We start from the raw sequence: 21,698 nt of genomic DNA, 5'->3' as shown, positions 1-21,698 counted from the left end.
CGCGTCTACGACGCGGCCTCCGGCGAGATGATCGGCGCCGTCACCTATCCGGGCGCCGAGCGCCTCAAGACGCCGTTCAAGGTGCGCGCCTTCTTCGACACCAACCAGTGGCGCGGCTGGACCTCCTCCATGGACTTCAATTTCGGCCGGCGCTTCCACGGCTCCATCATCGCCATGCAGGCGGGGGTGCCGAGCCTGATGGTGGCGATCGACGACCGCATGCGCGAAATGCTCGGCTACACCGGCCTGCCGGCCATCGAGGTGGCGGAGCTCGACAAGGCGGACAACCTCGCCGAGTTCGTCGGCGATCACGTCCGCGGGCTCAACGCGTCCGAACTGGTCGACCGATATTCCGAGCGCGAGCGCAGTTTCCGCGCGACCTTGCAGGAGATCGGTATCGGACAGTAGTCCGCAACCTGAAGAGAAGTCTTTGTCATAAAATTCATTACACGAGGACGTGTCGTGCGGGTTTTACTTACAGGAATACCTTCTTATCTGCAGAGAACCGTGGCCGGGGTTTCCGGCGCGCAGGTTCGCCACCGGCCGTATTTCGAGGAAGTGCGGACCAAGAAGGATCTCATCGATCAGGTCAGGAAGATCGCCAACACCGGCAACTACCTGATCGGCGAGGGCGCCGCCAACAGCCTCAAGGCGCACGACGTGACCTATGTGCCGTTCTGGCATCTCGCCCAGAGCCGCGATTCGGACGAGACCTTCGCGGCGCTGAACGAGGAGTTCGACATCTGCGTCTTCGCGTCGGCCAACCTGCTTCGCCCCGGTTATTCGGCCGACGTCGAGGCGGAGGTGTTCCGCAGGCTCGACATGCCGATCGTCGTGATGGGCATCGGCATCCAGCGCAAGGAGGGGCTCAAGGACGCGCTGCCGGCCGGCACGCAGGCCTTTCTCGACGTGTTGCGCGGCAAGGAGAGCTTCTTCCTCACCCGCGGCTATTTCACCGCCGAGTTCCTGCGCGAGGCGGGCATGAAGTTCGTCAAGCCGACCGGCTGCCCGTCGCTCTACTATGCCCCGGCGGAGATGAGGCGCTCGCTCGGCGCCCTTGCCGATCCCGGCCTTGCCGAAGCCCAGAAGATCAGCTTCGGCGGCTATCTCGGCAGCGTCGCCGACACCATCGTCGACGCGCATGCGTTGTTGAAGCCGGACAGCGTCGCGAACTACGTCATCCAGGACGAGGTGGTGGCCTACAATCTCGGCCTGCCCGGCGCCGACGACATGCCGGCCTACGACCGCGCCAGCGCGCGCATCACGGCGGCGACTGAGTACAAGCACGCCGAGAAGTGGCAGCGCAAATACGATCTGCTGGTCTTCTTCGACACGAATCAGTGGCGCAGCTGGGTGTCTTCGCAGGATCTGTGCTTCGGCCGCCGCTTCCATGGCAGCATCATCGGCATGCAGGCCGGCGTGCCGGCGCTGATGATCGCCGTCGACGACCGCATGCGCGAGATGCTGGAATTCATCGGCTTTCCCTACATCGAGGCGGCGGTCTGGAACCGCGAGACCAACAAGAAGGCCTATCTGGGGAACTTCCTGTCCAAGATCGACACCCAGGCCGTCATCGACCGCTACAGCGCCTGCGAGGCGAATTTCCGCAGCGCTTTGAAGCATGTCGGCCTCTGACGGGCGCGGCCGGCTCTGGCTGGCCGCACTGCTGCTGTGCTCGTGCCTGACCGGCGTGCCTGTTGCCGCCGCCGACGACCTGTCGGCGCGCATCGGCGTCAACCGGGTCAACCTCGCCTGGCTGTCGCGGAGCGAGCAGGAAACGGTGCTGAAGCAGATCGCCGCAAGCGGGGTCACCGACGTGCGTCTGTCGCTGTCGCGGCCGGTGGAGAAGAGCATCTGGGCGCTGGAGACCGCCCACCGGCTCGGATTGCGGATCCTCCTCGAGATCCAGTTGGGCAACAAGAGCTACTATCCGCCACAGGCGCGCCCGCGCACGGGATACGGTCGCCTGTGGGACGTGCTGTCCCTGTCGGATCTGGATCCGGACCTTTACCGCACGAAACTGCGCGCCGCGCTGCACGAGATCGATGGGCTCGGCATTCGGCTCGAGGCGGTCGAGCCGGGCAACGAGATCAATTTCAGCGCCTATAACGGCGACCTCAAGGTGTATCCGCAGCCGGGGGCGGCCACGCCGCGCAGCGTCGATGCGCTTGCCGACCGGTCGGGTTTCGAGCGCGGGCTGAAAACCTATGTCGAAGCGGTGCGGATCACCCGCGAGGAGGTGCGCGCCACGGTGCACAGCCGCAACGCGGTGATCGTCTCGGCGGGGCTTTCCGACATCACCGCCGAGCAGGCGGACCGGCGCGGCCTGGAGCGGCTCGACCCCGGCGAGGTCGTCCGCCTCCTGCGCGAACGCGGCCTCGACGAGGTGGTCGATGCCTATGGGATCCATCTTTATCCCGGCCGCAAGTCCGTCCGTGCCCTCGAGGCGCGTGTCGCCGACGTCCTGGAATTCTGCCAGCCGGAAGAGACCGGCAAGCCATGCTGGATCACCGAATGGGGGATCGCCAACACCGCCCGCGCCTGTCCCGTGGACGACAGCGGGCGTGAAGGCCCGGTCCGCACCATGCGCGCCGCCTTCGATCAACTGATCGAGGCGGGCCGGCTGCAGGCGGCATTCTATTACGATTGGGACACGGAGGCCCGCTATGGCCTGTGGCGCTGCGGCGGGTTGAGCGCGGCCGGCGAAGCGGCGATCGCGCCGGAATGATCGCACCATCAGACCGCTATGGCGTCCTTGAATTCGCGCCGCCGCGCACCAGCGCGGCCATGTGCTTCTGCTCCAGCGCGATCATTCCCCAGAGCAGGCCGAGCAGCAGGTAGAAGTGACGCCAGTGATCCGTGTCGATCACCGTGCCGAGCGCCACATGGCCGGCAAACACGATGTAGACGCACAGGAGATAGGGTTGCCAGGGACGGCGGCGGAACAGGATGCGGAAGCCCGCCGTCAGCGTCCACAGGATCAGCGTCAGATAGGCGGCAAAGCCCAGCCACGAATAGTCGAGCAATGCCTTCAGCCAGATATTGTGCGTGTCCTCGCCGAGGATCTGGCCGAACTCGAGGGGACCGATGCCGAGCGGATGCTCGCTCGCCCACAGGAAGCCGATGCCGAAACGGGCAAACCGGCCAAGCCGTGCGGCGTCATAGTCCTGCACCAGCCTGGCGCGCTCCGAAAAGAGGTCGCCGACGGCCGGTATCTGCAGGGCGAGCAGCAGGGCGAGCAGCAGTCCGGCAAAGGCCAGCAAGGCCGTCACGGCGACGCGCAGGCGCTCCGTCCCGCGGCGGCCGTTGAGGAACACGGCCAGCACGGTCAGCGCCGAGGTGACGGCGAGCAGGCCCCACGCCCCGCGCGAGAAGGAGAAGAAGACGCCGCCGGCGATGAGCAGGAAGGCGGGCGCCGCGAGCACGGCCGTGAACCGGCGGGCGGTGAGGATGAGATAAAGAAGATAGATGGCCGGCAGGGTGAGGAACGGCCCGAACACGTTCGGATCCTCGAAGGCGCCGGCGGCGCGCCCGAACTTGGTGAACGCGGCGGCCCCCGGAAAGGCGTTGAAATAGCCGAGGATGCCGAGCAGCGCCGTGGCCGCTGCCGCGCAGGTCCAGGCGATGAAGACGACGCGCAGAACGGCCTGCTCCGCCTCGACCACCGCGGCATAGAACACCGCCGTCAGGGCAAGGAACAGGGAAACGGCGAGATAGAGCGGGATCGTGCCAAGATCGGCAAGCTGCGACATGGAGATCGCCCCGCCGATGTTGAACAGCACGAGCGTGGTAAGCAGCGGCGCGATGCGGCGCGAGATCTTCAGGCCGAACAGCGCCCAGACGGCGATCAACCCCACCATGTAGAGTTCGTAAGGGGCCGGCTCACGGATCACGAAGCCCGAGAGGAACACTCCGAAGCCGATCGCTCCGGTCTTCATGAGCGCCACCAGCTTGGCATCGACCGCCGCGCGCGGCAGCCCGTCAGCCGGGACGAGGTTGAGGAGAGCGCTCAATAGGCGTTTTCCGTGTTGAGAAGACGGATCGGCGTCAGGAGCAGGATCTTCAGATCGAACCAGAGCGACCAGTTCTCGATGTAAAAGAGGTCGTACTCCGTGCGCTTGCGGATCTTCTCATCCGTGTCCACCTCGCCGCGCCAGCCGTTGATCTGCGCCCAGCCGGTGACGCCGGGCTTGACGCGATGGCGCGCGAAATAGCCGTCGACCACTTCCTCGTAGAGCCGGTTGTGCGACTGGGCGGTGACCGCGTGCGGGCGCGGGCCGACCAGAGACAGGCTGCCGAAAAGCGCGTTGAAGAACTGCGGCAGCTCGTCGATCGACGTCTTGCGCAGGATGCGCCCGACACGCGTCACGCGTGGGTCGTCCTTGGTCACCGCGTTGCGCGCCGTCGGGTCGCACTGGTCGGTGTACATGGAGCGGAACTTGAACACCTCGATCGGCTCGTTGTTGAAGCCGTGGCGGATCTGCTTGAAGAGGACCGGTCCCTTGCTGTCGAGCTTGATGGCGAGCGCGGCGGCCAGCATGACCGGAGAGAACGCCACGATGCCGAACAGGCTGAAGACGATGTCGAACGCCCGCTTGGCGACCGAATCCCAGTCGTTGATCGGGCGGTCGAAAATGTCGAGCATCGGCACCGAGCCGATATAGGAATAGGCGCGCGGCCGGAACCGCAGGTGGTTGGAGTGCGCCGACAGGCGGATGTCGACCGGCAGCACCCAGAGCTTGGACAGGAGTGACAGCACGCGTGCTTCGGCGGAGACCGGCAGCGAGACGATCAGCATGTCGATGCGTGCGATGCGCGCGAATTCCACCAGCTCGGCGATGTTGCCGAGCTTCGGATAGCCGGCCACCACCGGCGGCGAGCGCCGGTCGTCGCGGTCGTCGAAGATGCCGCAGATGCGGATGTCGTTGTAGGGCTGCCTTTCGATCGAGCGGATGAGGTGCTCGGCATTGGCGCCGCCGCCGACGATCAGCGCGCGACGCTCGATGGTGCCATTGCGCGCCCAGCGGCGCATCAGCTGCGCCGTGACCACCCGCAGCGCGAAAAGGGACACGAAGCCGCTAAGAAACCAGATGCCGAACCAGAAGCGCGAGAAATCGGCGGAGATCTTGAGGAAGAAGCCGGCGAGCGCCAGCGCCGCGAAGGTCGCCACCCAGGCGGCCAGGATGCGCCCCAGATAGCCGGTCGGGTTGCGCAGGGCCGGCATCTGGTAACAGTCGGTGAATTCGCTCAGCACCACATGCAGGATCGCCCCGGCCAGGATGACGGCCGTGTAGTGCCAGAAGAGCTGCGCGGAGATGCCGACATAGAAGATGTAGAAAAATGCGCCGGTCGCGAGGAGGAGCGTGAACTCGACCAGACGCATGACGCCGCTCACCATCACGGGCGACATGGTATCGCGCTTGTATTGCTGCGCCACCTGCAGGGCAACGGGGCCGAGCACCGGGCGCTTGTCGCCCCGCGCGCCGCCGGCCTGCGCACCGTCCTTTGCCTTCGAGGCGAAATATCGCTTCGGATCGACCTGGTTCATGGAATGCTGCTGCCTCTGCCAACGTGGCGTAACCTAGGGGCAACGGGCTAAGATTCTCTTTCCATAACAGATCAATGTGGAACGCTTCTATCGGCGCGCGCGCCCCAGGCTCTCGAGATAGGCGGTCTCGATCTTGCGCGCCATGACGTCCGAGCCGAACCGGCGCAGGAGCTCGGCCCGGCCGGGCATCCGGGCCGCATAGGCCTGCTCGTCCTGCAGCACGTAGGCCATTTTCTCAGCCAGCGCTTCGCTGTCGGGCGGCACCAGGGCAGGGGAATTGTCGCCGAACACTTCGGGAATGCCGCCGACGGCGCTGGCGATGAGCGGGCGTCCGGCGGCCAGCGCCTCGAGCACGATGTAGGGCATGGCTTCGGCGCGCGACGGCACCACCATGACGCGGCCCAGCCCGAAGGCCTGGCGCGCCGGCATTGCCGGCAGGAAGGCGATCTGCGATCCGAGCCCGAGCGTTTGCGCCTGGGCGACGTACGCGTCGCGGCCGTCGCCGTCGCCGACCATCACCGCCGACAGCGTGCGGCCGGTCCGCTTGGTCGCCCGCGCCAGCGCTTCGATGAAGAGGTCCGGCCCCTTCAGATCGCGCATCATGCCGATGTAGAGGAAATCGGCTGCATCGCGGCGGGCGGGCACGGCGGTGAACTCGGGTTCGTTGAGGCCGTTATAGACCAGCGTGCTCGGCGCCCGCGGCCGCCCGACCTTGCGTTCGAAGGTGCGGCGCTCGTATTCCGAGACGAACAGGAGATGGTCGCAGAAGGCGTCCATGATCCGTTCCAGCGTAAAGAAAACGCGGCCGATCAGGGCGCGGGCGTCGTAGTGCAGGCTGCCGCCATGCGGCGAGTAGACGCGCGCCGGCCGCTGGCCCGAAAGCCGCATCGCCGTGCCGAACAGCCTGGCATAGACGCCGCCCTTGGCGCCGTGGCCATGCAGGACGTCCGGCCGCATGTCGCGGATGATCTTGAAGGTCCGCCATGCCGCCGCAAGGTCGCCGATCCCCACATGCCGCTGCATGGGCGTGCGCTTGACGCCGAGCGGAAGCATGCTCTCCACCTCGGCGATGAGGCGGGCCTCGAACTCGCCGCCGGTGGTCGAATCGCAGACGATGCCGACCGCGTGGCCGGCGGCGACCTGCGCGGCGCAAAGATCGCGCACATGCCGGAAGATGCCGCCGACGGGCGAGCGGAAGCAGTGAACGATCCGCAGCTTGTCCGTCAAGGGCGGGGCTCCGCGACCCGGTGGCGGGAGAAACTAGAACAGCCGTTCGCGCACATAGACCGTGTCGCCCGGGAGAAGCGGGTCCGAGGTCACCACGCGGCCGGTGATCACCTCGCCGTTGATGGTGCGCGTGACGTCGGCGCTCGACTGGTTGGCGCGCGGGCTGAAACCGCCGGCGGCCGCCACGGCCTTCTGCACGGTCATACCGGGAACGTAGGAATATTGCCCGGGCGCGCCGACCTCGCCCATGATGAAGACGGGTCGGTAGCGATCGATCTCGACCGTCACGTCCGGATCGCGCAGATAGCCCTGGCGCAAACGCCCGGCGATGCTCTGCTCGACCTGCTTGGAGGTCTGGCCGCGCGCCGGCACGGAGCCGATCAGCGGGAAGGCGATGTAGCCCGCCTGATCGACGCTGTAGGTGTTGGTGAGGTTCTCCTGGTCGAACACCGTGATGCGCAGATTGTCGCCGGCATCGAGCACATAGGGCTGGTAGAGCGCTTCATGGAAGGCCGGAGGCGCCGGACGGTAGCCGGAGCAGCCCGCCAGGGCCGCCAGCGCGACCAGGGCCGGCAATGTGGTGACGGTTTTCTTCATGACCGACTGCGAACCTCTGACGTCATCCATGCCCGCAAACAGGGCTGTCCTGGTTCCTTATCCTTCCGTTAGGGTTAATGTCGGGTAAAGCATAAGCTGATGTCGGCATAATCCCTATCGACGGTGCCGGCCCGCCGCGCCGCCTCTTAACCGTGTGGTTACCATGGCTGTTTACCTTGATGCTCGCGCCGCGGCGCTGCGCTCGCCCCGGGGCGGCGGCGGATGCGGCAAATTGTTTGAAGCTGCGCAGCGAGCTTGCCGAGGACCTGATATGATCTTCGATCCGTTGCGCCGGTGGGAGCTTTGCGGATGAACAGCGGTCAGATGGCAGCCGGCGACGTCGACGTCGATCTTGGACGGCTCTTTGCCGGCATCCGCCGCAGATGGTTGCGCATCCTGATCGCCTCCCTGGTCATCACCGGGCTCGTCTTCGCCGCCGTCTTCTCCATGACGCCGCAGTATCGCGCCGAGACGCGGCTTCTGATCGAGACGCGGGAATCGGTCTTCACCCGCCCGCAGATCGGTTCTGCAGGAGACCAGGCGGCGCTGGACGGGGAGGGGGTAGCGAGCCAGGTGGAGCTGATCGCCTCGACCGAGATCCTCACCGAGGTGGCCGACCGCCTGAAGCTTGCCGAACGCAGCGAGTTTTCCGGGGGCGGTGCTTCCCTCCCGACGAGGCTGATGGTGATGGCCGGCCTCAAGAGCGATCCGGGCGAGGCGCCACCCGAGGAACGGATCCTGAAGGCTTTTCGTGAGCGGCTGAGCGTCTACCGCGTCGAGAATTCGCGCGTCATCGTCATCCAGTTCTCCTCGGAGGATCCGAGGCTTGCCGCCGAGGTTGCCAATGCGGTCGCCGATGCCTATGTGGCGGCGCAGAGCGAGGCCAAGCTGCAGTCGAACACCAGCGCCACGCAGTGGTTGGAGCCGGAGATCGAGGACCTGCGCAGCCGCGTCAAGGAAGCCGAGCAGCGCGTCGCCGAGTACCGGGCGACATCCGACCTGCTGCTGGGGCAGAACAACACGGTGCTGGCGACGCAGCAACTGGCGGAGATCTCCAGCGAGCTGTCGCGCATGCGCGCCAACCGCACCGACGCCGAGGCCAAGGCCGCCGCCATGCGCGCCGCGCTCGACAGCGGCGCGGCCATCGAGACGCAGCCGGAGGTGCTGGCCTCGCCGCTGATCCAGCGCCTGCGCGAGCGGCAGGTGGAACTGCAGGCCGAGATCGCCGATCTGTCGACGACGCTGCTCGGCAACCACCCGCGCATCCGCGCCCTGCGCTCGCAACTCGGCGACATCGAAGGCCAGATCCGCACCGAGGCGCGGAGCGTGCTTGCCGGGCTCGAGACCGAGGCCGATACGGCCCGCCGCCGCGAAGCGGAGCTGACCGCCGAGGTGAACCGGTTGAAGGTGGCGTCCGCCCGCGCCGAGGAGGAGCAGGTCGAACTGCGCGCGCTCGAGCGCGAGGCCACCGCCCAGCGCGAGCTTCTGGAATCCTACCTGACGCGCTATCGCGAGGCGGTCTCGCGCAGCGACCGCAATTACCTGCCGGTGGATGCGCGCATCTTCTCGCGCGCCCTCACGCCGGGAGAGCCTTATTTTCCGAAGATCGTGCCGATCACGGTGGCCGCCTTCATTGCCGCGCTGCTGATCATGACCATCCTGACACTGCTGCAGGAACTGTTCAGCGGCCGGGCGATGCGCCCGACGGCGGGTCAAATCGAACCGGTGCCGGCCGTGCCGATGCCGAGGCCCGCGCCTGCCCCCGTGGAGGAGCCTGAAGAAGAACTGCCTGCCGCAGCACGGGAGGAAACGCCGGCCGGCGGCCCGCGCGAAGCCGGCCTTTCGGCAACCTCCGGGCTCGGTGGGATCGATATCGAGCAGGCTTCCGACAAGCTGGTCTCGGGCGGTGCGGCGCGGGCGCTGTTCGTCTCGCCGGAAGGCGACGAGGCCGCCGCCGCCTCGGTTCTCGTCGCCCGCGACGTGGCGGATTCGGGGCTGCGCGTCCTGCTGCTCGATCTCACCGCCTCGGGCGCCGCCTCGCTGCCGATGCTGGAGAGCGTCGCCTTCACCGGCATCACCAATCTGCTTGCATCGCAGGCCCAGTTTGCCGACGTGATCCACACCGACCATTTCTCCGACTGCCACATCATCCCGGTCGGCACCGCCGATCCCGTTCACGCCATGCGTGCCGCCGACCGGCTGCCGATCATCATGGAATCGCTGGCCGCCGCCTATGACGTGGTCATCGTCGAATGCGGCCCGGCCGACGCCTCGGCGATCGGCCGCCTCACCGGCACCGATACGCAGGTGCTGGTCAGCATGGTCGACCCGCAGGAAAGAGCGCTCGCCGTCGAGACGCTCGAGGCCCTGCGGCGGAGCGGCATCGACGAGCCGATTCTCGTCACGCCCGCCGGCAGCACGCTGCCGCCGCCCGGCCGCGACGCCGCCTGAGCCTCAGGCGCTCTTGCCGCGCAGGGGTGCCAGCCAGCGCCGCAGCCGCTTGACGATCGTCCAGAGCCGCGGGCTGGCATTGACGTATCGCTTGGCGCCGGTGGTGGCAGCATGCAGCCCGGCAAGCACGCGGCCCTTGGCCGACAGCGGGATCAGCGTGTCGAAATGGCTGGTTTCCAGATCGCACCACAAGCGCTTGTAATACTCGTCGCCGACACTGAAATCGTAGACCGAAAGGCCCTCGGTGCAGGCGTCCTCGATGTTCTCGTAGAACAGAAAGGCGCCGGGGCTGGCCTCTGACAGGGCGTCCTCGCTGATGGCGCTGAACTCGCAGATGAGCCGCTCCGCCGTGCGGCTGGCGCCGGTCACGGCCCGCAGCCGCCCGTCGATCTCGAGCCCGTGCAGGACGAAGGCGGGCTCGGCTGTCTCCGCCGCCGCGCCGAACAGGTCGCGAAAGGCCCGTTGCACGGCTTGCGGGGCGAACACGTCGCTGATGCCCATCTTGGCAAAGCGCACCCGCTTCATGGCGAAGAAGGCGTCGAGCATGGCGTCGGCCTCGGCACGCGAAGCCGCCTGGTGCCGCCGGTGTCCGCCGGCCGCTTCGAACTTGCGCGCCTGCGACCGGTATTGCTTGCGCTTGCGCTTGCCGCTGGCACGCGACAGGACGGCATCGAAGCCGCCCTTGAGATCGACCGCCAGGGCGACGTTCGGGCTGCGATGGTGACGCATCCCGAGGAAGGGGTTTTCAAGGCCGGCATTGTCCCGCACCTGGCGCTCGAGCATCAGGAGGTCGATGTCGGGGCGCTCCTGCCGCAGGCCCTGCGCGATCGCCCCGGCAAGCGCTGCCGCGTCGGCCTGCGGAACGGCTTGCGAGAGGGCGGGAAAGTTGCCGTTGGCGTGGCTGTCGCCGATGAAGCGGGCGATGCGGAACGGCCCCTTGGGCACGATTTCGCAGGCGAGGCTGAGATGGTGGGCGCCGCCCGTCGTGACGCGCAGGATGAAGCAGTCGAGCGTCGCATGCCGCACCCAGGCCTCGATCCAGTCCGGGCTCTGCGGCGGCCGAAAGCTGGCGCTCCCGCAATCGGCCCGGTATTGCAGCAGCGCCGCCTCGTCGGCCGGACGCACCTCGACGGCAAGGCCGGCCGTGGTTCTGCCGGCTGGACGGTCCTGATGGTGCGGTCGGGTTGTGATCGTCATTGCGCGGCCGGTTTGTGATGCCGCAAGTGCGGCGATCCCGTCAGGCTAGACCGCAAAGGTGAAGGAATGTTCGACGGAGGCTGATCTGTCTCAGGCGCTGGGATCGGGGCGGCCGACCATCCAGCGGATCACGGCCATGGCCGGCAGCACCCACAAAAGGCCGGTCAGCAGATAATAGGCGAGATGCACCAGCGGCCCGGATTCGGCCAGTTGCGCCACGGCGATCGCGGTCGACAGGATGGCATAGACGACGACGAGCGCCACGAGGGCAAGCATGCCGATGAATTTTCGCAGGCGTACGGGCATTGGTGAAAACCTTTCCTCCGCTTCATAAGAGCATGGAGGCCGGGATGCAACGCCGCCGCGCGGCGGGTTTTGCCGCCGATGCGCGGGCGCTGCGGCAGCGCGACGGCTTGTCGCGCGCATCCAGCTTCGGCTTGCAACAGGCAGCCCTTTGGTTCACCTAACAGCCGTTCACCAACAACGATGGCTGCCACATTGGACATGACCGCTTCCGCCGACGCGCTTGGGGCCCGCACGCAGCAAGCCCTGCTGCACAATCGCAAGCTGGTGCGCTACTGGCTCTATTTCGTGCTCCTGACGCTTTTCGCGCTGGTGCTCGTCGGCGGCGCGACACGGCTGACCGAATCCGGCCTGTCGATCACCGAATGGAAGCCGATCCACGGCATCATCCCGCCGCTCAGTGAGGCCGAGTGGCAGGAGGAATTCGCAAAATACCGTCAGATTCCCGAGTATCAGCAGATCAACAAGGGGATGAGCCTCGATGCATTCAAGACCATCTTCTGGTGGGAGTGGGCGCATCGCCTTCTGGCGCGCAGCGTCGGCTTCGTCTTTGCTCTGCCGCTCGCCTTCTTCTGGCTGACCGGGCGGCTGGAAGGCCATCTGAAGCCGAAGCTTCTCGGCATTCTGGCCCTCGGCGGCTTCCAGGGCGCGGTCGGCTGGTGGATGGTGGCCTCGGGCCTTGCCGAGCGGGTCGACGTCAGCCAGTACAGGCTTGCCACCCATCTCACCATCGCCTGCCTGATCTTCGCCGCCACCGCGCTCGTTGCCCGCGGCCTTGCCCCGCATTCGGCGGGACGGGCGGGCGAGGGCGTGCGCCGCTTCGCCGGATGGATGGTGATCGCCGTCCTCTTGCAGATCTATCTCGGCGGCCTCGTCGCTGGCCTGCGGGCCGGCATGACCTACAACACCTGGCCCCTGATGGACGGCGCGCTGGTCCCTGGCGGCCTGTTCGTTCAATCGCCCTTCTGGATCAACCTCTTCGAGAATCCCAAGACCGTGCAGTTCATGCACCGGCTGGGCGCCTACGCGCTTCTCGTCCTCGCCGTCTGGCAGGCATTGTTCGTGATGCGCGCCGCGCCGCGCACGACGCATGCCCGCCGCGCCGTCCTGTTCGCGCTCCTCGTGCTGGTGCAGGCGGCGATCGGCATCACAACGCTCCTGATGGTGGTTCCGATCGACGTGGCGCTCACCCACCAGGGCATAGCTCTCGTCCTGTTGTTCTTCGCCTGCGCCCATTGGAGGGCGGCGAAGGGACCTTATCCCGTGCCCGGCGGAGAGGCGTCGGCCGAGGAAGACGCGATCTACTGAAGCGCAGCGCGCACGGCGCGCGCCACGCCGAGGCTGCGTTCGGCCTCCTGCCGGTTGCCGTCCTCCAGATGCCATGAGGCCGAAAGGCAGGCATGCGCGAACCCGTAGAGGAGAAAGTCGCGCACCTCGCGCCCGAGCCGGCGGGCAAGCTGCCGGGCGAGCCGTTCGGCGCGGGCGGGATCGCCGCGCAGGTCATCCCTGTCGAGCGGGTTGTAGAAGAGGTTGGCCGCGTCGTAGCAAGCATCGCCGTAAATGCCTGTCGGGTCGATCAGGAGCCAGCCGCGCGGACCGTGAAGCATGTTTTCGTGGTGGAGATCGCCGTGCAGTGGGCGCACGTCGCGCTGGTTTGCAAGGAGCTCGCGGGCACAGTCCGCAGCGTCTGTGAAGAGCGTCTCGCCTCCGTTTCGCCGATCATGGTCGGCGCGGGCGAACAGGCTTCGGAAATGCTCCTCGAGCGGCGTCAGGCCATGCGGGGTGCCGAGGCCCGAGCCGTCGGCCAGCCGGACGAGCATCTCGGCGGCGAGTTCGCTCGCCGCCTCGTCGCCCTTCTCGTTCAATTCGTCGAGCAGGGTGCGCTCGCCGGCATATTCCACCAGATGGGCCTGGTTCTCCCAGCCCAGCAATCTGACGGCATCGCGACCGTTGCGCCATTGCAGGAAGCGCGCGCCGGTCTCCTCGTTCTCGAGGCCGGCGGGCTTCAGATCTTTGACCACGGCGCGGCTGCCATCACCGCGCCTGACGTCCCAGACGAAGCTGGCAGGCGTATTGGCCATGAGCCGCGCCGAGACGATGTCCCACGCGTCGGGAAAGGCAGGCGGTTGCAAGGGAAGTGCCTCAGCCGCGCCCTTCCAGCATCAGGTCCATGTTCTGCACGGCAGCGCCGGAAGCGCCCTTGCCGAGATTGTCGTAGACGGCGATGAGCAGCGCCTGGGCGCGGGCATCGTTGGCGAAGACATGCAGCGTCATGGCGTTGGTGCCGTTATGCCGCTCCGGATCGAGCTCGGCCGTGCGCTCCATGTCGCCGAGCGGCGCGACGTCGACCACACCGCCCTTGACGGACCCGTAGTGATCGGCGAGCGCGGCATGCAGCTCGGCGCCGGTCGGCACGCGGTCGAGCCGGCCGAGATGCAGCGGAACGGCGGTCAGCATGCCCTGTGCGAAATTGCCGACCGCCGGCTGCATCAGCGGCGCGCCGGAGAGGCGCGAATAGGCCTGCAGCTCCGGCACGTGCTTGTGCTTCAGGCTCAGCGCATAGGGCATGAATTCCGGCGCATCCTCGCCCTTGGCCTCGTAATCCTCGATCATCGTGCGGCCGCCGCCCGAATAGCCGGAAATGCCGTTCACCGTGACCGGCAGGTCGGCGGGCAGGAGACCGGCCGAGATCAGCGGGCGCAGGAAGGCGATCGGGCCCTGCGGCCAGCAGCCCGGGTTGGCGACGCGGCCGGCGGTGCGGATCGCATCGGCCTGCGCCCGGTCCATCTCGGCAAAGCCGTAGGTCCACCCGTCGGCGACGCGATGGGCGGTCGAGGCGTCGATGACGCGGGTGGTGTTGTTCTCGATCAGCGCGACGCTCTCGCGCGCCGCATCGTCCGGCAGGCAGAGAATTGCAATGTCGGCGGCATTCAGGAATTCGGCGCGGGCGGCCGGGTCCTTGCGCTTCTCGGCGGGGATCGAGATGACCTCGAGGTCGCGGCGCTCGGCCAGCCGCGTCCTGATCTGCAGGCCGGTGGTGCCGTGTTCGCCATCGATGAAGATTTTCGCCGTCATGGGTCTGTCCTGGGGTCTGTCCTGGAAAGGAATCGGATTTCAGATGGTTACGCGCTCAAGCGGAATCAATTCGTGAGCTTCTCGTCGCGTCGCTCGAAGCTTTATCGTCGGCGCTTGCCGGCGAGAAGACCCAGATAGTGCATGGCGATGGTCGCGCCGGCAATGGCCGTGATGTCGGCATGATCGTAGGCCGGCGCCACCTCCACCACATCCGCGCCGACCATGTTCAGCGCGCCGAGCTGGCGGATGACCGACAGCATCTTGGCGCTGGAGGGACCGCCGGCGACCGGCGTGCCGGTGCCCGGCGCGAAGGCCGGGTCGAGGCAGTCGATGTCGAAGGTCATGTAGACGGGCCGGTCTGCGACGCGTTCGAGGATCGCCGCGGCGATGTCCGAAGCACGCATCTCCTCGACGTCGTAGCCGTGGACGATCCGCAGGCCGCAATCCTCCGGCGCATGCGTGCGGATGCCGACCTGGATCGAGTGGCCGGGGTCGATCACGCCGTCGCGCGCCGCCCGGCCGACGAAGGAGCCGTGGTCGATGCGCCTGCCGTCGTCGAACCAGGTGTCCTGGTGGGCATCGAACTGAACGAGGGCGAGGGGGCCGTGAACGGCCGCGTGTGCCTTCAGGAGCGGCCAGGTGACGAAATGGTCGCCGCCGAGCGACAGCAGGAAGGCGCCGGATTTGAGGATCTTAGCGGCCTCGCGCTCGATCACCGCCGGCGTCTTCTGATGATTGCCGTAATCGAGCAGGCAGTCGCCATGGTCGACCACCGCCAGCGTCTCGAACAGGTCGCGGTCGAACGGATACTGCGGGTCGTTGTCGAAGATGGCCGAGGCGCGCCGGATGGCCTGCGGCCCGAAGCGCGCGCCCGGTCGGTTGGAGACCGCCGCATCGAAGGGAATGCCCCAGACCACGGCATCCGCACCCTTGAGGCTCTTGGTGAACCTGCGGCGCATGAAGGAGAGCGCGCCGGCATAGGTCGGATCGCTTGCCGCGCCGGTCATGGCGCGCGCGGTGAAGGCGTGGTCGATGCTGTTCGACGGCATGGCGCTCCTCCTGACGATGCGCGCTGTATGGGTAGGGTGAATAGCAGTCCGTGCGCAACAAAAAAGCGGACCCGAGGGCCCGCTTCTTCGTTCGGTCTTGCCTTGAAGCCTAGCGCTTCGAGAACTGGAACGAGCGGCGGGCCTTTGCCTTGCCGTACTTCTTGCGCTCGACCACGCGGCTGTCGCGGGTCAGGAAGCCGCCCTTCTTGAGAACGCCGCGCAGCTCCGGCTCGTAATAGGTGAGCGCCTTGGAGATGCCATGGCGCACCGCGCCGGCCTGGCCGGAAAGGCCGCCGCCGACAACGGTGGCGACGATGTCATACTGGCCGTTGCGGTTGGTCGCGACGATCGGCTGCTGCAGGATCATCTGCAGCACCGGGCGGGCGAAATAGGTGCTGAACTCTTTCTTGTTGACCGTGATCTTGCCGGAGCCGGGCTTTACCCAGACGCGGGCGATCGCGTTCTTGCGCTTGCCGGTGGCATAGGCGCGGCCCTGGGCGTCGAGCTTCTGCACATGAACGGGAGCTTCCTGCTCGGCGTTCTGCGCAGCGGTCGCCGCACCCAGCTCTTCGAGGGAGTTGATTTCGGCCATTACTGGGCCCTCACATTCTTCTTGCTCATGGCGGCGACGTCGAGCGTCTCCGGGTTCTGGGCGGTGTGCGGATGCTCCGCACCGGCATAGACGCGCAGATTCTTCATCTGGCGGCGGCCCAGCGGCCCGCGCGGGATCATGCGCTCGATGGCCTTCTCGAGCACGCGCTCGGGAAAGCGGCCCTCGATGATCTGGCGCGCCGTGCGCTCCTTGATGCCGCCGGGATGACCCGTGTGCCAGTAATACTTCTTGTCGGTGTACTTCTTGCCGGTCAGCACAACCTTCTCGGCATTGATGATGATGACGTTGTCGCCATCATCGACATGCGGGGTGAAGGTGGCTTTGTGCTTGCCGCGCAGGCGGTTGGCGACGATGGTGGCGAGGCGGCCGACGACGAGACCTTCGGCGTCGATCAGGATCCACTTCTTCGTCACCTCCGCAGGCTTCTGCGAAAAGGTTTTCATGGGTCTGTCCACTTGACTGATCCCGGCCCGAAGGCAGGGCGTTTCTTGTTGCTTGCGTTCGCACAGTGCCTGCACGAACAAAACCGCGCCAAAAGGCCGGCGCAGCGGCTGTTACCTACAGTCGACGCGGGTCGGCGTCAAGAGGCTATGATGCGTACGCTATAAAAATAACCCAATAAAAACAATGCGTTGGTTTTGTGGTATTTTAATACCGTAAATTTCGGGCTCTTTCACGGCGGATTCGACCGCTCAAGCCCCGCTTGCGGGCGGGGCGGGCGGGATCGAATAGGTGCCGGTGGCGTGGGCGACGATGTCCCCGTCTGCGCCGGCGACGAGCTCTGCCTCGAAGATCATCAGCCTCTTGCCGAGCTTGAGAATGCGGCAATGGCCGTCGACCGTGCCGGCCGGAGCCTTGCGCATGAAGTTGATGTTGAGGTTGGTGGTGACCGCAAGCGCCTCAGGCCCGACATGCGACAGCGCGCAGACATAGCCGCCAATGTCGGCGAGGGCGAAGAGGGAGGGGCCGGAAACGGTGTCGCCGGGGCGCAGGTGCTGGAAGCGCGCCTCGAGCCGCACCGAGCAGCCGCCCGGCCAGACCTCGAGCGCCCGATAGTCGGGCGGCTCGCCGCCGCAGGCCTGCGGAAAGACCTCGCGCAGGAAGCCGTTGACCGCCGCAGCGTCCATCACCGGCTGAAATCCCTCGCGCCGCCGTGCATCCATACCCTGTCTCCTCCCGGGTCTACCGCCTGAAGTGCCATGTGCCCCAAGCGTTCAGGAGAATTGCCGCATTGCCGCCGCAAGACAAGCCGCATTATGTTGGGGATTGAACAATCTCGGACAGGAGGAAGCATGATGGGGGAGGCCGTTGCAGCCGTGGAGCAGGCCGTCAGGCCGCTCGTGTCGAGCACCAGCGCCGACGGGATCCTGACCCTGGCGCTTTCCAATCCGCCGGCCAACGCCCTGTCCATCGCTCTGATGGAAGCGCTGAAGGGGGCGCTGGAGCGGGCGCGCGAGGATGATGGCGTGCGCGTCATCATCGTGCGCTCTTCCGAGAAGCTGTTTTCGGCCGGGCACGACCTGAAGGAAATGACCGCGCATCGCGGTGACGCCGACCGGGGCCGTGCCTTCTTCGAGAGGACGATGCTGCTCTGTGCCAGCCTGATGCAGGCGGTGGTGCGTCACCCCAAGCCGGTGATCGCCGAGGTGGACGGCGTCGCGACGGCCGCCGGCTGCCAGCTCGTCGCCTCCTGCGACCTGGCGGTGGCGAGCGACGTGTCGCGCTTTGCGACGCCTGGCGTCAATATCGGCCTGTTCTGTTCGACGCCGATGGTCGCCCTGTCGCGCAACGTCGCGCGCAAGCATGCGATGGAAATGCTCCTGACGGGTGGCATGATCGATGCGCAGACGGCCCGCGACATCGGCCTCGTCAACCGGGTCGTGCCGCGCGAGACGTTGACCGGGGCAGTCAGGGATCTTGCGCAAACCATTGCTTCCAAATCGCCTTTGACGCTGAAGATCGGCAAGGAAGCGTTTTACGCGCAGGCCGAGATGGGCCTCTCGGAGGCTTATGACTACACGGCTCGCGTGATGGTCGAGAACATGCTGGCGCGCGACGCGGAGGAGGGCATCGGCGCCTTCATCGACAAGCGTCCGCCGGAATGGAAGGGAAAGTAGGATGGAACAGCGCGTCTCCATCATCACGCTGGGGGTCGAGGACCTCGAACGCTCGGTGCGCTTTTACGAAGCCATGGGGCTGGAACGCAACAAGCAGATCACGGAAGGGGTCGCCTTCTTCCAGATGGGTGGCCTGATCCTGGCCCTGTGGCCGCGTGAGGATCTGGCCGCCGACGCCGGCCGGCCAGTGCGTCGGGCGGCCGGCGCGGGCGCCGGGCTGCCGAATGTGGCGCTCGCCTACAACACGCGCACCGAGGGCGAGGTCGCCGCCGTCCTGCGGCAGGCGGAAGAGGCGGGCGGCACGGTGATCAAGCCGGCCCAGCGCGCCGAATGGGGCGGCTTCCAGGGCTATTTCACGGACACGGAAGGCAATCTCTGGGAGGTGGCGCACAATCCCGGCTTTCCGATCTCTGCCGACGGGTCTGTCAGCCTGCCGGAGTGAGGCGTGGCATCCGGCCGGCAACAGGGCCGACCGGACATCGAGCCGCGCTCTGCCCCGGCGATCACGCCGGGGAGCCTAGTGGTCTGGCCGAAACAGATGGTACCCATCTGTTTGGACAAGTCAGCCCACAAGCTATTGATCTGGTGGGGCGATTTTTCTCAACAGATGGGTACCATCTGTTGGGATCGCACCACTAGTCGTCGTTGTCGCTGCTGCACACGAAGAGCGGGCAGCTCATCGTATCGGACGCTGGCACGTGAAGCACCTTGATGTTCTGGAAGATCGGCTGGCACTCGGCGCTGTTGGCCACGAAGCGGTCGTATCGGGGAAGATCGGAGCGGCTTGGCGAAGGGTAGCGCAGGATCGTGGCTCCCCGCGCCTTGACGGTGCTCTGCATCTGGCCGCAGGTCGCGGCGTCGGCCTGTAAAGGGGAGGCAAGCAGAAGCGTGCCGAGGGCGAAGGCAATGGCATTGCGCATGGGACGTCCTTTCTGACTTTGCGTTGATCTGCCGCGCGGCCCGGCTGGCTACCTGACCTCGCAAGCGGCGCGGCTCGATCTTCGTATACAAGGACAAATCCTCGAAAAAGCGCATATATGCTTAAATAAACAAAGCATTGAATATGGTATTCAATATAGTATTCGCAGGGCTTGCGAAATCGGATCCGGCGCGGCGGCATGCGCCTCCGGCAAGCTCGGCGCAGGCGGTGTTGCGATGTCGCGTCGGGTCAGTTGCCGAACACCCAGGGGCGGCGGAACAGGCGCTCGCGGATCTCCGGCTTGCAGCGCAGCACCGGGCAGGACGGCGTGTCGGCCGTCGGGATGTGGGCGCGCACGGCGATGTGGCCGGCCGGGCACAGATACTCGTTCGCCACATAGCGGTCGTAGAGCGTCAGGCTCGGATTGCGCTGCGAGCGATAGCGCATGATCGCCGCGCCCTCGCGGGCGATCCGCGCTTGCACCGACGAACAGCTCATGGCAGTTGAGTTGTAACGGGATATGGCCTCCGCCTGACCGGTGAAGGCGAGCATTCCCAGGACAAGGGCGGCATATCTCAACATGGTCGAACACCCTCAGGTTTGCGCGGACCGGCTGTGAAGCTTAGCACAACCGTACAGCAGCCGATACGATGCGGTTGCCGCACGATGCCCCACTGGAGCGATGATGAATCACGATTCTTATGACGACGCCTATATTTCCGGCATCTTGAACACGGTCAGGACCATTGCCATCGTCGGGGCTTCTGCGAACGAGGTGCGGCCGAGCTTCTTCGTCGCCAAATATCTGATCGACAAGGGCTACCTCGTCCATCCGGTCAATCCGGGGCAGGCGGGCAAGGAAATCCTGGGGCGACCCGTGGTGGCGCGGCTCGCCGACCTGCCGGAGCCCGTCGACATGGTCGATATCTTCCGCCCGTCGTCGGCCATTCCCGGCGTCGTGGAAGAGGTGCTGGCGATGGATCCGCTTCCCAAGGTCGTCTGGATGCAGCTCACCATCCGCGACGACGTCTCGGCGGCGCGGCTGGAGCGGAAGGGCATCAAGGTGGTGATGAACCGCTGCCCGAAGATCGAGTATGCGCGCCTGTCCGGGGAGATCGGCTGGAACGGGGTCAACAGCCGGGTGATCTCCTCCAAGAAGCCGCTGATGCGCAAGGGGTTTCAGAGCTTCGGCATTCGCCAACGGTGAGTTTTTCCCGATTTGCCGCAACGGCGGATGAATCTTCTTTGCCTGGGAAAGCGGCCTCTGTATTGATGCGCAAAGATCGCGTTGAACACGGAGGAAATGTCATGAGCGAGCGCACGCCTGGTTTCAACACGCTGGCCGTCCACGCCGGAGCCCAGCCGGATCCCGCCACCGGCGCCCGCGCCACGCCGATCTACCAGACGACCTCCTACGTCTTCGACGATGCCGACCATGCCGCCTCGCTGTTCGGGCTGAAGGCCTTCGGCAACATCTACACGCGCATCATGAACCCGACCCAGGCGGTGCTCGAGGAGCGCGTCGCCGCGCTCGAGGGCGGCACGGCTGCGCTGGCCACCGCCTCCGGCCATGCGGCCCAGCTCCTGACCTTCCACACGATCATGCAGCCGGGCGCCAACTTCATCGCCGCCAGGAAGCTTTACGGCGGCTCGATCAACCAGTTCGGCCACGCCTTCAAGAATTTCGACTGGCAGGTGCGCTGGGCCGATCCGGAGGACCTGTCGACCTTCGAGAGCCAGATCGACGACAAGACACAGGCGATCTTCGTCGAGAGCCTCGCCAATCCCGGCGGCACCTTCGTCGATCTCGAGAAGATCGGCGACATCGCCCGCAAGCACGGTCTGCCCTTCATCGTCGACAACACCATGGCCTCGCCCTATCTCCTCAGGCCGATCGAGCACGGCGCCGACGTGGTGCTGCATTCGCTCACCAAGTTCATGGGCGGCCATGGCAATTCGGTCGGCGGCGTGATCGTCGACGGCGGCACCTTCGATTGGTCCAGATCGGGGAAATACCCGATGCTGTCGGAGCCGCGCCCCGAATATGGCGGCATGGTGCTGCACGAGACCTTCGGCAACTTCGCCTTCGCCATCGCCGCGCGCGTGCTCGGCCTGCGCGATTTCGGGCCGGCCATCTCGCCCTTCAACGCTTTCCTGATCCTCACCGGCATCGAGACGCTGCCGCTCAGGATGCAGCGCCATTGCGACAACGCCCTGAAGGTGGCCGACTGGCTGCGCGGCCACGATCAGGTCTCCTGGGTCTCCTATCCGGGGTTGCCCGAGGACCCGAACCATGCGCTGATGAAGAAATACGCGCCCAACGGCGCCGGTGCCGTCTTCACCTTCGGCCTCAAGGGCGGCTACGAGGCCGGCATCAAGGTGGTCGAGGGCGTCGAGCTGTTCTCGCACCTGGCCAATATCGGCGATACCAAGTCGCTGATCATCCATCCGGCCTCCACCACCCATCGCCAGCTCTCCGACGAGCAGAAGGTGGCCGCCGGTGCCGGACCCGACGTGATCCGCCTGTCGGTCGGCATCGAGGACGCCGAAGACATCATCGCCGATCTCGAGCAGGCGCTGGCGCAGCTCTGAGGAGCTTCCT

The 21,698-nt window shown here is 66.3% G+C and carries 23 protein-coding genes; 9 read left to right on the top strand and 14 right to left on the bottom strand.

All coding sequences use genetic code 11. From position 1 onward, the window contains the following. The 3 genes from NUU27_RS07620 to NUU27_RS07610 all read left to right on the top strand — a co-directional run. Nucleotides 1-408: polysaccharide pyruvyl transferase family protein (locus NUU27_RS07620; RefSeq protein WP_257761483.1), on the top strand; the 408-nt coding region annotated here is incomplete at its 5' end. 54 nt (nucleotides 409-462) lie between these two features. Beyond that, a complete protein-coding gene (locus NUU27_RS07615) occupies nucleotides 463-1,635 on the top strand; it encodes a polysaccharide pyruvyl transferase family protein (RefSeq protein ID WP_257761482.1) in 1,173 nt (390 codons plus the stop codon). A 28-nt stretch (nucleotides 1,636-1,663) separates the two neighbouring features. After that, a complete protein-coding gene (locus NUU27_RS07610; protein WP_257761487.1) occupies nucleotides 1,664-2,728 on the top strand; it encodes a glycoside hydrolase in 1,065 nt (354 codons plus the stop codon). A gap of 16 nt (nucleotides 2,729-2,744) precedes the next feature. Here the strand turns inward: NUU27_RS07610 and NUU27_RS07605 are convergent, their stop codons facing one another. The 4 genes from NUU27_RS07605 to NUU27_RS07590 all read right to left on the bottom strand — a co-directional run bounded on the left by NUU27_RS07605 (nucleotide 2,745) and on the right by NUU27_RS07590 (nucleotide 7,372). Then, complete coding sequence (locus NUU27_RS07605; protein ID WP_257761481.1) at nucleotides 2,745-4,013, bottom strand: O-antigen ligase; 1,269 nt, start codon at nucleotides 4,011-4,013, stop codon at nucleotides 2,745-2,747. Further along, entirely contained in the window at nucleotides 4,010-5,548 is a 1,539-nt protein-coding gene (locus NUU27_RS07600; RefSeq protein ID WP_257761480.1) for an undecaprenyl-phosphate glucose phosphotransferase, read from the bottom strand. The genes NUU27_RS07605 and NUU27_RS07600 overlap by 4 nt, the downstream gene beginning before the upstream one ends. A gap of 87 nt (nucleotides 5,549-5,635) precedes the next feature. Continuing rightward, entirely contained in the window at nucleotides 5,636-6,775 is a 1,140-nt protein-coding gene (locus tag NUU27_RS07595; protein WP_257761479.1) for a glycosyltransferase, read from the bottom strand. Nucleotides 6,776-6,808: 33 nt separating this feature from the next. Continuing rightward, nucleotides 6,809-7,372 (bottom strand): polysaccharide biosynthesis/export family protein, encoded by a 564-nt coding sequence (locus NUU27_RS07590; protein ID WP_257761478.1) that lies wholly within the window; start codon nucleotides 7,370-7,372, stop codon nucleotides 6,809-6,811. Nucleotides 7,373-7,681: 309 nt separating this feature from the next. On the opposite strand from NUU27_RS07590, the gene NUU27_RS07585 reads away from it, so the two are divergent. Next, on the top strand, nucleotides 7,682-9,823 hold the full coding sequence (locus NUU27_RS07585; protein WP_257761477.1) for an exopolysaccharide transport family protein: 2,142 nt from the start codon (nucleotides 7,682-7,684) through the stop codon (nucleotides 9,821-9,823). A 3-nt stretch (nucleotides 9,824-9,826) separates the two neighbouring features. On the opposite strand, the gene NUU27_RS07580 is transcribed toward NUU27_RS07585, so the two are convergent. Both NUU27_RS07580 and NUU27_RS07575 read right to left on the bottom strand, forming a co-directional pair. Then, complete coding sequence (locus NUU27_RS07580) at nucleotides 9,827-11,020, bottom strand: GNAT family N-acetyltransferase (RefSeq protein ID WP_257761476.1); 1,194 nt, start codon at nucleotides 11,018-11,020, stop codon at nucleotides 9,827-9,829. A gap of 90 nt (nucleotides 11,021-11,110) precedes the next feature. Next, nucleotides 11,111-11,326 carry a DUF2842 domain-containing protein gene (locus tag NUU27_RS07575; RefSeq protein WP_257761475.1) on the bottom strand — a complete coding sequence of 72 codons (216 nt, stop codon included), beginning with the start codon at nucleotides 11,324-11,326 and terminating at the stop codon, nucleotides 11,111-11,113. Between the two features lie 198 nt (nucleotides 11,327-11,524). Between NUU27_RS07575 and NUU27_RS07570 the strand changes: the two genes are divergently transcribed. After that, complete coding sequence (locus NUU27_RS07570; protein WP_257761486.1) at nucleotides 11,525-12,631, top strand: COX15/CtaA family protein; 1,107 nt, start codon at nucleotides 11,525-11,527, stop codon at nucleotides 12,629-12,631. Here NUU27_RS07570 and NUU27_RS07565 read toward each other — a convergent pair. From NUU27_RS07565 to NUU27_RS07540, 6 genes are all read right to left on the bottom strand, one after another. Beyond that, entirely contained in the window at nucleotides 12,625-13,455 is an 831-nt protein-coding gene (locus NUU27_RS07565; protein WP_257761474.1) for an aminoglycoside phosphotransferase family protein, read from the bottom strand. The genes NUU27_RS07570 and NUU27_RS07565 overlap by 7 nt on opposite strands. Nucleotides 13,456-13,465: 10 nt before the next feature. Then, the gene (gene argC, locus NUU27_RS07560) at nucleotides 13,466-14,398 is read right to left on the bottom strand and encodes an N-acetyl-gamma-glutamyl-phosphate reductase (RefSeq protein ID WP_257761473.1); all 933 of its coding nucleotides are present in this window, start codon (nucleotides 14,396-14,398) and stop codon (nucleotides 13,466-13,468) included. A 101-nt stretch (nucleotides 14,399-14,499) separates the two neighbouring features. Next, nucleotides 14,500-15,447, bottom strand: a complete 948-nt coding sequence (gene speB / locus NUU27_RS07555; RefSeq protein WP_257761472.1) for an agmatinase — start codon at nucleotides 15,445-15,447, stop codon at nucleotides 14,500-14,502. Nucleotides 15,448-15,556: 109 nt separating this feature from the next. Continuing rightward, on the bottom strand, nucleotides 15,557-16,039 hold the full coding sequence (gene rpsI, locus NUU27_RS07550; RefSeq protein WP_257761471.1) for a 30S ribosomal protein S9: 483 nt from the start codon (nucleotides 16,037-16,039) through the stop codon (nucleotides 15,557-15,559). After that, on the bottom strand, nucleotides 16,039-16,503 hold the full coding sequence (gene rplM / locus NUU27_RS07545) for a 50S ribosomal protein L13 (protein ID WP_257761470.1): 465 nt from the start codon (nucleotides 16,501-16,503) through the stop codon (nucleotides 16,039-16,041). Before rplM ends, rpsI begins: the two co-directional genes overlap by 1 nt. A gap of 249 nt (nucleotides 16,504-16,752) precedes the next feature. Then, entirely contained in the window at nucleotides 16,753-17,223 is a 471-nt protein-coding gene (locus NUU27_RS07540) for a PaaI family thioesterase (RefSeq protein WP_257761469.1), read from the bottom strand. 132 nt (nucleotides 17,224-17,355) lie between these two features. Between NUU27_RS07540 and NUU27_RS07535 the strand changes: the two genes are divergently transcribed. Together NUU27_RS07535 and NUU27_RS07530 are read left to right on the top strand one after the other, a co-directional pair. Further along, a complete protein-coding gene (locus tag NUU27_RS07535) occupies nucleotides 17,356-18,177 on the top strand; it encodes an enoyl-CoA hydratase (RefSeq protein WP_257761468.1) in 822 nt (273 codons plus the stop codon). 1 nt (nucleotide 18,178) lies between these two features. Continuing rightward, the gene (locus NUU27_RS07530; RefSeq protein ID WP_257761467.1) at nucleotides 18,179-18,619 is read left to right on the top strand and encodes a VOC family protein; all 441 of its coding nucleotides are present in this window, start codon (nucleotides 18,179-18,181) and stop codon (nucleotides 18,617-18,619) included. 193 nt (nucleotides 18,620-18,812) lie between these two features. Here the strand turns inward: NUU27_RS07530 and NUU27_RS07525 are convergent, their stop codons facing one another. Continuing rightward, nucleotides 18,813-19,097 (bottom strand): hypothetical protein, encoded by a 285-nt coding sequence (locus NUU27_RS07525; RefSeq protein ID WP_257761466.1) that lies wholly within the window; start codon nucleotides 19,095-19,097, stop codon nucleotides 18,813-18,815. 248 nt (nucleotides 19,098-19,345) lie between these two features. Beyond that, complete coding sequence (locus tag NUU27_RS07520; protein ID WP_257761465.1) at nucleotides 19,346-19,678, bottom strand: hypothetical protein; 333 nt, start codon at nucleotides 19,676-19,678, stop codon at nucleotides 19,346-19,348. Between the two features lie 103 nt (nucleotides 19,679-19,781). On the opposite strand from NUU27_RS07520, the gene NUU27_RS07515 reads away from it, so the two are divergent. Both NUU27_RS07515 and NUU27_RS07510 read left to right on the top strand, forming a co-directional pair. Then, on the top strand, nucleotides 19,782-20,303 hold the full coding sequence (locus NUU27_RS07515; RefSeq protein ID WP_257761464.1) for a CoA-binding protein: 522 nt from the start codon (nucleotides 19,782-19,784) through the stop codon (nucleotides 20,301-20,303). 101 nt (nucleotides 20,304-20,404) lie between these two features. Then, the gene (locus NUU27_RS07510; RefSeq protein WP_257761463.1) at nucleotides 20,405-21,688 is read left to right on the top strand and encodes an O-acetylhomoserine aminocarboxypropyltransferase; all 1,284 of its coding nucleotides are present in this window, start codon (nucleotides 20,405-20,407) and stop codon (nucleotides 21,686-21,688) included. Nucleotides 21,689-21,698 lie beyond the last annotated feature (10 nt).

It is taken from the genome of Nitratireductor sp. ZSWI3 (genome assembly GCF_024655565.1).
In the GTDB taxonomy this organism is placed as follows: Bacteria; Pseudomonadota; Alphaproteobacteria; order Rhizobiales; family Rhizobiaceae; genus Nitratireductor.
Note: the sequence above shows the minus strand (reverse complement) of the source record. Positions and strands in the feature narration are given on the sequence as shown.